Source organism: Nakamurella sp. PAMC28650 (assembly GCF_014303395.1).
Taxonomy (GTDB): Bacteria; Actinomycetota; Actinomycetes; order Mycobacteriales; family Nakamurellaceae; genus Nakamurella.
Genome location: NZ_CP060298.1, coordinates 3555828 through 3569248 on the forward strand (window position 1 = coordinate 3555828; position 13421 = coordinate 3569248).

At 69.0% G+C, this 13421-nt stretch carries 9 protein-coding genes; 5 read left to right on the top strand and 4 right to left on the bottom strand.

Annotated elements, in window-relative coordinates; translation table 11 throughout:
- Positions 1–44: 44 nt before the first annotated feature.
- On the top strand, positions 45–2219 hold the full coding sequence (gene uvrB, locus H7F38_RS16110; protein ID WP_187090800.1) for an excinuclease ABC subunit UvrB: 2175 nt from the start codon (positions 45–47) through the stop codon (positions 2217–2219).
- A 39-nt stretch (positions 2220–2258) separates the two neighbouring features.
- Positions 2259–2699: a VOC family protein gene (locus H7F38_RS16115; protein WP_187090801.1), complete on the top strand. Its 441-nt coding sequence runs from the start codon at positions 2259–2261 to the stop codon at positions 2697–2699.
- 4 nt (positions 2700–2703) lie between these two features.
- Here the strand turns inward: H7F38_RS16115 and H7F38_RS16120 are convergent, their stop codons facing one another.
- Both H7F38_RS16120 and H7F38_RS16125 read right to left on the bottom strand, forming a co-directional pair.
- Complete coding sequence (locus tag H7F38_RS16120; RefSeq protein WP_255498011.1) at positions 2704–3666, bottom strand: ABC transporter permease; 963 nt, start codon at positions 3664–3666, stop codon at positions 2704–2706.
- A complete protein-coding gene (locus H7F38_RS16125; RefSeq protein WP_222618118.1) occupies positions 3663–6887 on the bottom strand; it encodes an alpha/beta fold hydrolase in 3225 nt (1074 codons plus the stop codon). Before H7F38_RS16125 ends, H7F38_RS16120 begins: the two co-directional genes overlap by 4 nt.
- 114 nt (positions 6888–7001) lie before the next feature.
- On the opposite strand from H7F38_RS16125, the gene H7F38_RS16130 reads away from it, so the two are divergent.
- From H7F38_RS16130 to H7F38_RS16140, 3 genes are all read left to right on the top strand, one after another.
- A complete protein-coding gene (locus H7F38_RS16130) occupies positions 7002–8966 on the top strand; it encodes a S9 family peptidase (RefSeq protein ID WP_187090802.1) in 1965 nt (654 codons plus the stop codon).
- Positions 8967–9071: 105 nt separating this feature from the next.
- Complete coding sequence (locus tag H7F38_RS16135; RefSeq protein ID WP_187090803.1) at positions 9072–9764, top strand: TetR/AcrR family transcriptional regulator; 693 nt, start codon at positions 9072–9074, stop codon at positions 9762–9764.
- A gap of 221 nt (positions 9765–9985) precedes the next feature.
- Positions 9986–11485, top strand: a complete 1500-nt coding sequence (locus H7F38_RS16140) for an MFS transporter (protein ID WP_222618119.1) — start codon at positions 9986–9988, stop codon at positions 11483–11485.
- A 141-nt stretch (positions 11486–11626) separates the two neighbouring features.
- Here the strand turns inward: H7F38_RS16140 and H7F38_RS16145 are convergent, their stop codons facing one another.
- Together H7F38_RS16145 and H7F38_RS16150 are read right to left on the bottom strand one after the other, a co-directional pair.
- Positions 11627–12322 carry an MBL fold metallo-hydrolase gene (locus tag H7F38_RS16145; protein WP_187090804.1) on the bottom strand — a complete coding sequence of 232 codons (696 nt, stop codon included), beginning with the start codon at positions 12320–12322 and terminating at the stop codon, positions 11627–11629.
- 28 nt (positions 12323–12350) lie between these two features.
- The gene (locus H7F38_RS16150) at positions 12351–13406 is read right to left on the bottom strand and encodes a Gfo/Idh/MocA family oxidoreductase (RefSeq protein WP_222618120.1); all 1056 of its coding nucleotides are present in this window, start codon (positions 13404–13406) and stop codon (positions 12351–12353) included.
- Between the last annotated feature and the right edge of the window lie 15 nt (positions 13407–13421).

Consider the following 13421-nt stretch of genomic DNA (forward strand, 5'->3'; position numbering starts at 1 on the left):
TGGGAAAAGGTCGGCTGTCGGTGCTTCCGCGTAGCCTTTGGGACGTGGCTTTCGCGACCGAACATCCAGTCCTTGCCGTCTCCGAGCACCGCCCTGTGGGGGACATCGCGCGTAGTGGCGCGCGGTTCGAGGTGATCAGTGACTACCAACCCGCCGGCGATCAGCCGACCGCCATCGCCGATCTGGAAAGACGGATCAAAGCCGGCGAGAAGGACATCGTCCTGCTCGGAGCCACCGGTACCGGGAAGTCGGCCACCACCGCCTGGCTGATCGAGAAGGTGCAGCGGCCCACCCTGGTGATGGCGCCCAACAAGACACTGGCGGCCCAGCTGGCCAACGAGTTGCGGGAGCTCTTCCCCAACAACGCGGTCGAGTACTTCGTCTCCTACTACGACTACTACCAGCCGGAGGCGTACGTCCCGCAGACCGACACCTACATCGAGAAGGACTCCTCGGTGAACGCCGACGTCGAGCGCCTGCGCCACTCGGCGACCATGTCGCTGCTGTCGCGGCGGGACGTCATCGTGGTCGCGTCGGTGTCCTGCATCTACGGGCTCGGCACCCCGCAGTCGTACCTGGACCGGTCGCTGCCGGTCACCGTCGGGATGCAGATGGACCGCGATGCGCTCCTGCGGGGGCTGGTCGACATCCAGTACTCGCGCAACGACATCGCCTTCACCAGAGGCTCTTTCCGGGTGCGCGGTGACACCGTCGAGATCATCCCGGCCTACGAGGAACTGGCCGTCCGGATCGAATTCTTCGGGGACGACATCGAGAACCTCTACTACCTGCACCCGCTGACGGGCGACATCGTGCGCGAGGTGCAGGAGCTGCGGATCTTCCCCGCCACGCACTACGCGGCCGGGCCGGAGCGGATGGCCAAGGCGGTGCGCGACATCGAGGACGAGCTGGCCGGCCGGTTGGCCGAACTGGAGAAGCAGGGCGACCTGCTGGAAGCCCAGCGTCTGCGCATGCGCACCACCTACGACCTGGAGATGATCCGTCAGGTGGGGTTCTGCTCGGGCATCGAGAACTACTCCCGTCACATCGACGGTCGGGGGGCCGGCACGGCGGGGGCCACCCTGATCGACTACTTCCCGGAGGACTTCCTCCTCGTGATCGACGAATCGCACGTCACGGTCCCGCAGATCGGGGCGATGCACGAGGGCGACGCGTCACGCAAACGCACGCTGGTCGATCACGGTTTCCGTCTGCCTTCCGCCCTGGACAACCGCCCGCTGACGTGGGAGGAGTTCTCCAGCCGGATCGGTCAGACGGTCTACCTGTCGGCGACCCCGGGTCCCTACGAACTCGGGCGCGCGCAGGGTGAGTTCGTCGAGCAGGTGATCAGGCCGACCGGTCTGGTCGACCCCGAGGTCATCATCAAGCCGACCACCGGGCAGATCGACGATCTGATCGGTGAGATCCGGAAGCGGGTCGCGGTCGACGAGCGGGTGCTGGTCACCACGCTGACCAAGAAGATGTCCGAGGACCTGACCGACTATCTGCTCGAGATGGGCGTCCGGGTCAGGTATCTGCACTCCGAGGTCGACACGTTGCGCCGGGTCGAGCTGCTGCGGGAACTGCGGATGGGGGAGTTCGACGTCCTCGTCGGCATCAACCTGCTCCGCGAGGGTCTGGATCTTCCGGAGGTATCGCTGGTGGCCATTCTCGACGCCGACAAGGAAGGTTTTCTGCGGTCGGGGACGGCCCTGATCCAGACGATCGGCCGGGCGGCACGCAACGTCAACGGTCAGGTCCACATGTATGCGGACAAGATCACCCCGTCGATGGCCAGGGCGATCGAGGAGACCAACCGTCGTCGCGAGAAGCAGGTCGCCTACAACCTGGAGGCCGGGGTCGACCCGCAGCCTCTGCGCAAGAAGATCAACGACATCCTTTCTCTCGTCTACGCCGAGGCCGAGGACACCGCCGAGGCGGGCTCCCCGGTGAAGATGGGTGGCTCCGGACGCAATGCCTCCCGGGGTCGGAAGGCATCCGGCGAGGTCGGCGGTAGCAGCTCGGGCATCTTCGCCGGGCATTCCACGGCCGGCATGGCGCGGTCGCAGCTCGCCGACCTCGTGCAGCAGCTCACCGACCAGATGATGGCGTCCGCGCGGGAGTTGAAGTTCGAGCTGGCCGGGCGGTTGCGGGACGAGATCCACGAGCTGAAGAAGGAAATCCGGGACATGGACTCGGCCGGTGTCGGGGCACGCTAGCGTCTGCTGGCAACAGCCGCACCCGACAGGAGCCAGGGCATGAACAACGCCGTGCAGATCCAGATCGTCATCGACGCGAAGAGCCCGGCCGTGCTCGCCGAGTTCTGGGCGGTTGCCCTTGGTTATCGACTCGACGATCCGCCCCCCGGTTTCGAGACGTGGGAGGAGGCCCTCGCGGCCTCGGATCTCCCGCCGGACCGTTGGGACGACGCCAGTGCCATCGTGGATCCACACGGCCCCGGGCCGAGGGTCTACTTCCAGAAGGTCGCGGAGTCCAAGCAGATCAAGAACCGGCTGCACCTGGATGTCGGCGTCGGTCGCGCGATCAAGGATCCCGTCATCCGCTGGGAGACGGTGCTGGGGCACGTCGAGCGGCTGATCGGTTCGGGAGCCACCGTGGTCCAGGAGAGACACGGCGACTGGGGCGACCGGTGGATGGTGCTGTTGGATCCCGAGGGCAACGAGTTCTGCGTGCAGTGACCGCTCAGCTGGTGATGTCCTTGCGGCGGAACCGCAACGCGGCGACCGCCACGAAGATGACGGCGTACATCAGGCCGGAGAAGGCGCCGCGGACCATGTCGTCCCAGCGGATCGGCTCGACGAGGGCGCCGGTCCACGCGGTGCCGTAGTGCGTCGGCAGCCACAGCCGCACGCTCTTCAGCGCCGCGATCTGGTCGAGGATCTGGGACAGGATCGACACCAGTACGGCCCCGCCGACCGCACCGAGTGGCGCATCGGTGACCACGCTGAGCAGGAACGCCAGACCGGCGACCCACGTCAGCTGGACGGCGAGATAGCCCACCACGACGGCAATCCGGATCAGACCGCTACCGGTGCTGAAATTGTCGCCGATCGGGGTGGACAACGGCCCCGTCCCGTAGGCGATCAGCCCCACGACGTAGGCGGTGACGGTCAGCAGGACGAGCGCGGCCAGTGACAACAGTCCGGCCACCAGGATCTTCTGCCGCAGCAGGCGCATCCGGGGCACCGGCATGGCCAGCAGATAGCGGAGCGAGGACCACGATGCCTCCGAGGCGATCGTGTCGCCGAAGAACAGGCTGATCACCACGATCACCAGGAAACTGGCCGAGAAGAACAACGCCACCATGGCGAAGTTGGACGCCCCGGCCGTGGCCAGGTCGACGTAGGACGTCCCGCTCCCGCCGCCGTTACCGCCGCCGTTACCGCCCCCGGAGGTTCCCCCGATCGAGAAGGCGAGCAGCAGGATCAGCGGGAGGACGACCATGAACCCGAGCGACAACTGGGTGCGCCTGCGCCGTAGCTGCCGCATGAGTTCCACCCGGACGCTGAGCGTGTGACCGGCCCGGAAGCCACGGGGGATCCCGGATTCGGGGGCCGGTGGCGGCGCTCCGAGAGAGGCCATCGCTCGTGCCGCTGCGTCGGCGGAGTGGTCGTGCCGTTGGCCGCCGTCGTGACCGATCGTCATCGTGTTCCTCCGCTTTGAGCTGACGGACCGGCGGCGCCGACCAGTTCGAGGAATACGTCCTCCAGGCGATTGCGTGGCGACGCGGTGGTCACGGCGACCCCCGCGCCGACCAGGGCGGCAACCGCAGCCGCCGCCGAACTACGGCCGAGGTCGGCCCGGACGATCCCTCCGCGGTGGGCTGCGTCCACCTGATCCTGCGGGCCGGCCGGGTCGTCGACCTCGACGTCACCGATCCCCGGCAGCTGCCGCAGCACCTCCATCGCTCTGGCCTGGGCGTCGACGGTGAATACCATGTCGCCGGATTCGGACACCATCTCCGCGACGGTGCCGGACGCGATCGTGCGGCCCTGGTGGACCACCACGACGTGGCTGCACGTCTGCTCCACCTCGGAGAGCATGTGGCTGGAGACCAGCACGGTGCGTCCGGTTGCGGCATACCCACGGAGCACCTCGCGCATGGCGTGGATCTGAGGCGGGTCCAACCCGTTGGTCGGTTCGTCCAGGATCAGCAGGTCCGGTAGTCCGAGCATCGCCTGGGCGATCGCCAGACGTTGGCGCATGCCCTGGGAGTAGGTCTTGACCTTCCGGTTGATGGCCTTGCCGAGCGCGGCGATCTCGAGAGCCTCCTCCAGGTGGGCATCGGCTTTCGGCCGTCCGGAGGCCTGCCAGTACAGGTCGAGGTTCTTCTGACCTGACAGATGCGGCAGGAAACCGGAGCCCTCGACGAAGCTGCCGATCCTGGCGAGGATGTCGGCGCCCGGCCGGACCGTCTGGCCGAAGACCCTGATCTCGCCGGCGGTCGGGGTGATGAGACCCATGACCATTCTCAGGGTGGTGGTCTTGCCTGCCCCGTTGGGTCCGAGCAGACCGAGAACCTGCCCCGAGTCCACCCGGAAGCTGACGTCCGTGACCGCCGCGACGCCGCCGGGGTAGGACTTGCCGAGCCCGATGATCTCCAGCGGGACGGGAGTCGCCGGCACCCGATCGCCGGGAAGCTGCCTGCCGGGCACTGCCCCGCCGGGCACTGCCCCGCCGGGCACTGACCCGCCGGGCACTGACCCGCCGGGCACTGCCCCGCCGGGCACCGGTGCAGCTGGGATACCGCGGGGCCGGCGGACCCGGCCGAGCAGGAACAGCCCCAGGATCGCCAGGACGGCCAGGATGATGAGGGCGATCAACTTCCCGACCGGGACCTCACCGGCGGACACCCTGACCCCACCGACCTCGGGGATGCTCAGGCCGCCGGCACCGGCTCCCGTGGAACCGGCTGCGGTCAGCGAGATCCGGTAGACGGCCGGGGATGTCGGGCCGGCGTAGGCCTGGTCGGTGGTCGAGAGGGTCACCTGGACGCGAGATCCGGCCTCGACCTGGAAGCCCACTGCGGGGAGGGCGATGCGCACCGTCCTGGCCGACCCGTCGGTCGGCAGTCCGGAGATCCGGACGGGCGCCACCGCACTTCCGGCCAGGGTCTTCGTGCCGCCGGCGGCGACCTTGGACATCGATACGAACAGCACCGCCCCCGAGGACGCGGCACCGCTGGTGCCCGATCCGCTCGCACCGGAACCAGCACCCGCACCAGCACCCGCACCAGCACCCCCGACAGCGCCTGCCCCGGTAGCCGACCCGACGACCGGGACGGTCGACACGTCGACGGAGATCTGCGGCGTACCGGCGACCACCGTCAGCGTCTTGAACTCGGCCGAGGTGAAGGTCGCGGTCTGCCCGGGTATCCCGAGCGACAGGTTCCCCAGCAGGCTGCCGGCGAGCCCGGAGAGTCCTGGCAACGAGGAGATCCCGGCCGGCGAACCGCCGGGCGGGTTCAGCACCGTCTGCGTCCCGCCGGCGAGGGGGACGGAGGCCCGCGCGACGGCGGCCGCTCCGGCGAGCCCGGGGTAGGCGGGCACCTGCAGGGTTCGGCTGCGGGCCGTGCCGTTGTCGGACAACGGTCCGGCGACGCTGTAGGTGAAGCTGTCGGCCGGCTTGCTGCCGGTCCGGCCGAGATAGTAGGTGAACCAACTGGTGATGCGGTCCCGATTGGCCTGGTCGAGACTCCCGCCGTCGTGACCTCCGTCGTACCAGCTCACCGCCACCGTGGTGCCATGGGCGGCAATGGCTTTCGCGTTGGCGTCCGCCTGGTCGAGCCCGAACAGCGTGTCCCGTTCACCCTGCATCAGCAGGGTCGGGGCGGTGATGTTGCCGACCACGGCCGCCGGGCTCGACCTGGCCAGCAGCGCGGCCAGGGCCGGGGACTCGCGACCGGTCTGGGCGGCGTCGGAGTAGGCGGCACAGACGTCGACCATCAGACGCCCACAACCGGCCGTCGCCGTTCCGGCGGCAGCCTGACCCGCCCCGGACCCGCTCCCCGCCGACCCGGTCCCGGCATCGGTCGGGCCGGCCTGGGCCGTCGTGGTGGCCGACCCACTTCCGGAACCACCACCGAAACCACCACCACCGGTCGTGACGGCGGCAGCCGTGCCGGATTCACTGCTCAGCGAGGATCCCGCGATCACGGACGTCAGCAGGGCTGCCGTCCAGGACTTCTTGAACACCCCGTCGACAGAGGTCGGAGCGGCCGCGGGGGTACCGGCTGCTGGGATCCCGGCCGTCGCGGCGGACGGGTCGACCGCGTTGGGGAACAGCGCCGTGGACAGGTTGTTCCAGGTGATCTGGGGCGCGACCGCGTCGATCCGCTTGTCGGTGCCGGCCAGCATCAGGGCCAGGGCGCCGCCGTAGGACGCGCCGCTGACGCCGACCCTGGGGTCACCCGGGCCGTCCTGCACCACTTCCGGACGGGTGGCCAGCCAGGTCACCAGCGACCGGGCGTCGGCGACCTCGTAGTCCAGGGAGTCCAACCCGATCTGACCGGTGGACGCACCGAATCCGCGGGCCGAGTAGGCCAGCACCACAAAACCGTGCGTCGACAGGTCGTGGGCATCCTGGGCGATGCTCTGCTTCGACCCGCCGAACCCGTGGGCCATCAGCACGGCAGGGTGCGGGCCCGGCTGATCCGGGACGTACAGGGTCGCGTCGATGCTGACGTTCCCGCCGACCCCCGGGCCGCCGGCGACCGAGATCGTCTCGTTCTCCGTCCTCACCGCGGTACCGGACTTCGTGCCCGGTCTGGTCGCCACCACGATCCCCGCGACGATCAGCACGACGACGAGGGCTGCGATCACCTTCCAGGTTCGTCCTGCCAGCAGGCGGCCGAGGCGGACCTTCACGCGGCCTGCCCATCGGGGTACGGGTGATCGTTGATCGGGTTGGCCATTCCCCAAGGGTGCCAGACGCGCCGGGCGATACCTGCCCGGCGAATCCCGACGATTACCGTCTCAGGGGTGAAACCCGATGACATCACCCTGCTCACCATTCCCTCCGGACCCGCGCTCGCCCCTGACGGAACGGTGGTGGTCGCCCTGTCGCATCCGGACACGAAGGAGGACCGGTATGCCGGGACGCTCCAGATCTTCGACGTGAACAGTTCTGTGCCAAGGGATCTCACATTGGGACCCCGTGACTCGGCCCCGGTGATCTCCCCGGACGGACACACAGTGGTCTTCCTCCGCGCGGGAGCGACCGGGCCCGCGCAGCTGTTCGCCATCGATCTACGGGGCGGCGAGCCGAGGGCGCTGACCTCACACCCGCTGGGTGCCGGCGTCCCGGTGTTCGCACCCGACGGTGACCGGATCGCCTATCTGGCCGCGGTCCCGGAGGCCGGCCGGTACGGTACCGACCCCGACACGTCGGCCGATGCCGAGCCCCCGCGACGGATCGACCGGATGTCCTACCGGCGTGACGCCCGGGGATTCCTGCTGGACAAACCGGAACAGGTCTTCGTGGTCGGTCTCGGCCCCGATGCCACCGCGGTGCAGTTGACCGCAGAGCCGGACGTCAGCGGCGGGCCGGTCTTCCTGCCCGACGGCCGGATCTGCTATCTGCGGACCGTCACGCCCGATCGCCCCCAGACCGAGATCGCAGTGATCGGTTCGTCGCCGTCGGGTGACGGCCCCGGGGTCGGGGACCTGCTGGCATCGCCGGCCGGAAACGCCGGCTCCCTGGTGGCCGGAGGGTCGTCGCTGTGGTACCTGGGCGTCGAGTTCGAGGGGATCGACAGCGCCGGCCGGACGCAGGGTCTGTGGTCGGTACCGATCGAGGGCGGAACGCCACGACGGCTGACCGACCCGGAGATCGAGGTCGACGGCAGTTCTGTGCCGGTGGTACTCGACAAGGCGGTGCTGGTCGGTGTTCTCGATCGGGGGTCGGTCGTCCTGCTGGCGGTGCCGCCGGACGCCGAGCGTGTCGCGGCGGCCCATCTGACCACCGTCCTGACCGGCGAGCGGGTGGTGACGTCGTTCTCGGCGGCGAAGACCCCGGACGGGACGGTCGCGGTGGCCGCAACCGTGGCCGACCCCGGCACGCCGGGAGAACTCGTCACCGTCGAGATCTCGGCGGACGGTCGACCGCTCGGACCCGAGCAGATCCGCAGCGACTTCGCGGCCCGGCTCAGGGCGGCCGGAACCCTGCGACAGGTCGAGATCACCGCCACCGCGCCCGACGGCTATCCCGTGCACGGTTTCCTGGTGCTTCCGCCGGGCGACGGACCGCACCCCGTCCTGCTGGTCGTGCACGGCGGCCCGCACGCCGCCTACGGTTGGGGGCTGTTCGACGAGGCCCAGGTGTACGCGGCCGCCGGGTATGCGGTGGTGCTGCCGAACCCTCGGGGCTCGGCCGGGTACGGGCACGATCACGGCCGGACGATCCTCGGGCGTCTGGGTTCCGTGGACGCAGACGACGTGCTCGCCCTGCTCGATGCCGCGGTGAGCCGGCCCGACTGCGACGGCGACCGGATGGGCGTGATGGGCGGTTCCTACGGTGGATTCATGACGTCCTGGCTCGCCTCCCACGCCCCGGATCGCTTCACCGCAGCGATCAGCGAGCGTGCGGTGAACGCCTGGGACAGCTTCGCGGGCTCCAGCGACATCGGGTACAACTTCGCCGAGGCCTACACCGGACCGGATCGGGTGTCGCAATGGGAGGCCTCGCCGCTGGCGTACGCCGACGACATCTCCTTGCCACTGCTGATCATCCACTCGGAGCACGACTGGCGATGCCCGATCGAGCAGGGGCAGCGCTTGTACGTGGCGCTGAAGAAGCGGGGCGCCGAGGTCGAGATGCTGCTGTTCCCGGCGGAGGGGCACGAACTTTCCCGATCCGGACGGCCGCGGCACCGTGTCCAACGCTTCGAGGCGATTCTCGACTGGTGGCACCGTTACCTGCCGGTCGCAGCGCAGGACGGGGCATGACCGCCGTCCGGCCCGACCGGCACCGGGTTCTGCTCTGAGCAGAAGTGGTCCAGTTCATCCCGACGGCCGGACAGGGGGAACGATGTGTACGGTACCGTTTCGTTCATGTCCCGCATCGTGCACTCCACCGCCAACGCCGTGGTCTCTGCGAAGTTGGCTGCGCTGTCCAGGATGAGTTGTCAGGCCGGCGGCGGGCGCGGTGCCGACCGTGAGGCGGCCATCTGCCAGGCCGTCGTCGAGCTCCTCAACGAGATCAGCTACGAATCGGTGACCATGGATGCGGTGGCCGCACGCGCCAAAGCCTCCAAGGCCACCATCTACCGTCGCTGGTCGAACAAGGGCGAACTGGTGGTGGAAGCGTTGCAGGGAATGGTGCTCGCCCGCGATCTGCCTCTGCCGGATACCGGCAGCCTGCGCGACGACATCATCGCCCGGATCGATCAGCAGATGAAGGATCCGGTACTCGCCTCGGTCAACACCGCCGCGCTCAAGGTGCTCGTGTATGCGGCCTCGAGCGAGCCGGAACTGGCGAAGGAGATGCGGACCTCCATCCGCGATTCGCAACTCGCTGCCTGGCAGACCCTGCTGCGCCGGGCGCACGCCAGGGGCGAGTTGCAGCAGGAGGTGGACCCCGACCTGATGTTCGAGGTCATCCAGGGGCAGTTCTGCGCCAGGACCGGTGTCGAGGCGGGGGCCGTCGATGACGGCTACGTCGAACACGTCGTCGACAACGTGATGATGCCGGTGATACTGCACGCCGGTTCGGCGATCTCGCGGTCCGGCACCGCGGTGAAGTGACCTTTCCCTGTCCTGCTGACCGAAACCGATCTGCATCTCCCGAACCCGGACGTCGAAATCGACCCGCCCGGTTCGACTCATAGGTAGTCCAGCTTTTGGTATCCCGACAGAGCAGTCGTGGGTAGAAACGCGACTGTCGGTGTTTGCCGACATGATGATGCCGGGCCTGGCGAAGGCTCCGGTGCTCGATTCCAGCGGTGCCTCTCGACAAGGAGTTCTTCGTGACCAGTCAGGCGATCGACCTACAGAAGTCGGGGTCCGTCAGCGACCTCGATCCGAGACGATGGCTCGCGCTCGTCGTCATCGGCATCGCGCAGCTGATGGTGGTGCTGGATGCCACCATCGTCAACATCGCGCTGCCGGACGCGGCGACGGCGCTGCACATCACCGACGCCAACCGGCAGTGGATCGTGACGGCCTACGCCCTGCCGTTCGGCGCTCTGCTGTTGCTCGGTGGCCGCATCGGCGACTACGTCGGGCGCAAGAAGATCCTGATGATCGCCCTGGGCGGGTTCGCCCTGGCGTCCGCACTCGGCGGCATCGCGCAGAACTTCGCGATGTTGGCCGGGGCCCGCGCGCTGCAGGGTGTGTTCGCGGCCATGTTGGCGCCGTCGACCCTGTCGATGCTGACCGTCACGTTCCGCGATCCGAAAGAACGGGCGAAGGCGTTCGCGGTGTTCGGTGCCATCGCCGGTGGAGGTGCTGCGGTCGGTCTGGTGCTCGGCGGCCTGCTCACCGAGTACGCGACGTGGCGCTGGTGCCTCCTGGTGAACATCCCGATCTCCGTCATCGCGATCGTGGGTACCTCGATCTACCTGCACGAGTCCAGCACCGAGCGCCAGGGCAGCTACGACGTGCTGGGTGCGCTGCTGGCCACCATCGGTCTGGGCATGCTGGTGTGGGGCTTCAACCAGGCCTCGTCGCATTCGTGGTCCTCACCGAACACCTGGGGTTTCCTGGTCGGCGCGGTCGTCCTCCTTGTCGTCTTCGTCTGGTGGGAATCCCGCAACCCGCATGCGATCCTGCCCCTGCGGATCCTGAAGGACCGCAACCGGGCGGGTAGCTACCTCGTCGGGTTGCTGGTCGGTACCGGACTCTTCGCCGTGTTCCTGTTCCTGACGTTCTTCCTGCAGGAGGTCAAGGGCTGGAGTCCGGTCAAGTCGGGCGTTGCGTTCCTGCCCTTCAGCGTCGGCGTCATCATCGGCGCGGGTGTCGGGTCGCAGTTGGTCCTCAAGGTCGGCGCCAGGATCGTCGTACCGGTCGGCCTGGTGCTGGGGGTGATCGGTCTGCTGCTGCTGTCCCGGTTGAGCCTCACCACCGGATACCTCGGCACGGTGCTGCCGGCGATCCTGTTGATCTCCATCGGCATGGGCTTCATCTTCATGTCCACCACCAACGTCGCCCTGCACGGAGTCGATGCGGGGGATGCGGGCGTGGCCAGCGCCATGGTGAACACCACCCAGCAGATCGGCGGTTCGCTGGGTACCGCTCTGCTGAGTACCTTCGCGGTCAGCTCGACGGTCAGCTACCTGGCCGGCCACTCCACCGGGGGTGCACCGGACAAGTTGCTGATGGCGGCGGCTCAGGTCCACGGCTACACCGTGGCGTTCGTCTGGGCCGCCGGGTTCTTCGCTGCGGCTGCCATCGCCTCGGTGCTGATGATCAACGCCAGCAGGCAGGACGCAGCCTCCGCCGAGCCCGGCATGGCGGCAATGGTCTGATCGACCTGGTCCCGCCTGATCGTGCGGCCAGGGGAGTGCGCAGACCGTTCTTCCCGCCGCCGTCAGAAGCGCCCGAATTCGACCTCTCCGAGGCCGGTTCGGGCGCTTCTGTCTGCGCGGCCGGCGACGCCCAGCTGGATCTCACCGGCCCCGGGCGCGCCACTCCGCCAACTGCGGGCGTTCCGCGCCGAGGGTGGTGTCGTCGCCATGGCCCGGGTACACCCAGGTGTCGTCCGGAAGGGCGGCGAAGACGCGTTCCGTCAGATCGTCCATCAACGAGGCGAACGCCTCCGGAGAACGGGTCATCCCGGGCCCGCCCGGGAACAGCGAGTCACCGGTGAACAGGTGCCCGTGCCCGGGGTCGCGGTAGAGCAGGGCGACCGAACCCGGGGTGTGCCCGCGCAACGAGATGACCTCCAGCTGCGTGGCCCCCAGCGGCACGACATCGCCCTGCTCCAGCGCGACGTCGGTCGGCACCGGGAGCCCGGCCGCGTCGGCCGCCCCGGCGTAGAGGTTGGCCCCGGTCTGGCCGGCGACGGCACCGAGGGCCTGCCAGTGGTCGTCATGCGAGTGGGTCGTGACGATGCTGCGCAGACGCGGTCGGTCCGGGCCGTGTTCCAGCAGGTCCGCGATCCGTTCGCTGTCGTTGGCGGCGTCGATCAGCAGGGCGTCCCCGGTCTCGAGACAGATCAGCAGGTAGGCGTTGTTGTCCATCGGCCCGACCGACAGCTTGGTGATCGAGATCCTCCCGAGGCGGCGGGTGGCGGGGGCACCCCTGGGGTCGACATGCCCGGTGTAGGCGGGCGTTTCGGACGAGTGGGTCTCGGCGGCAGTCATAGGGATGAAACTACAACCCGGCCGTCGATCAGCGGGAGGCGAACTCGACGACGCGGTGCTCGGCGGCAGACACCCTGGCCGCATCCACGATGCTCGCCGTCCGGACCGCGTCGGCCGGGTCGACGGGCACCGGGCCCGTCCCGCGGACGGCCGCAGCGGCCGCGGGGTAGAAGGTGTCCCACCGGCCCCGCTCCGTCGGCAGCCGACCGCTGCCCCTGACGGTCGTCAGCGTGCCGTAGGCCGACGCATCCTCGACACCCCAGGCGGCGCCGAGCGTCTCCGGGTTCTCGCCGGCCTTGAGCTGCGCTTCCTGGACATCGAAACCATGCAGCAGGTACCCACCGAGGGATCCCTCCAGTTGGAACCGGGGACCCTCGGCGGCGCCGGCCATGCCCGCGGCCAGGGTCGAGAAGACGCCGCCGGCGTGCTCCAGATGCAACTCGATCTCGTCGTCGGCGCCGGACCCGGTGCGGACTGCGCGGACCTGCGCGTGCAGTCTGGTCACCGGGCCGAACAGGTGCAGGGCCTGGTCGATCAGGTGCGGCCCCAGGTCGAGCAGGGTGCCGCCGCCGTCCGCCGGATCGCCTGCCCAGCCCGGCTTGACCGGCCGGAACCGGTCGATCCGGGAGACGAATCGATGGACCGTACCGAGAGTGCCATCGGCGATCAGCTTCTGGAGGGTCAGGAAATCGCTGTCCCAGCGCCGGTTCTGGTAGGCCGTCAGCATCAGCTGAGCCCGCCGGCCGTGATCCACCAGCTCCTGCGCGGCCGCGGCGTCCAGGGCGAACGGCTTGTCGACAACGACCCCGAAACCGAGGTCCAGAGCCTGGTGCGCGAGGACCGTGTGCGTCGCCGGGGGCGTGGTGATGGTCACGGCCTCCACTCCCAGCGGGGTGAGGCCGGTCAGGTCCGGGACCGTCCGCACTCCCGGCATGTCCGCGGCGACCTGTGCCCGACGGCCCGGATCCGCGGTGACCACGGCCACCAGCTCGACACCCGGAGCCGCGGCCAGCAGGGGGGCGTGAAAAATACGGCCGCCGGATCCGTAGCCGGCCAGGGCCCACCGCACAGGGGAGTTCGTCACCTGGTCATCCTGGCC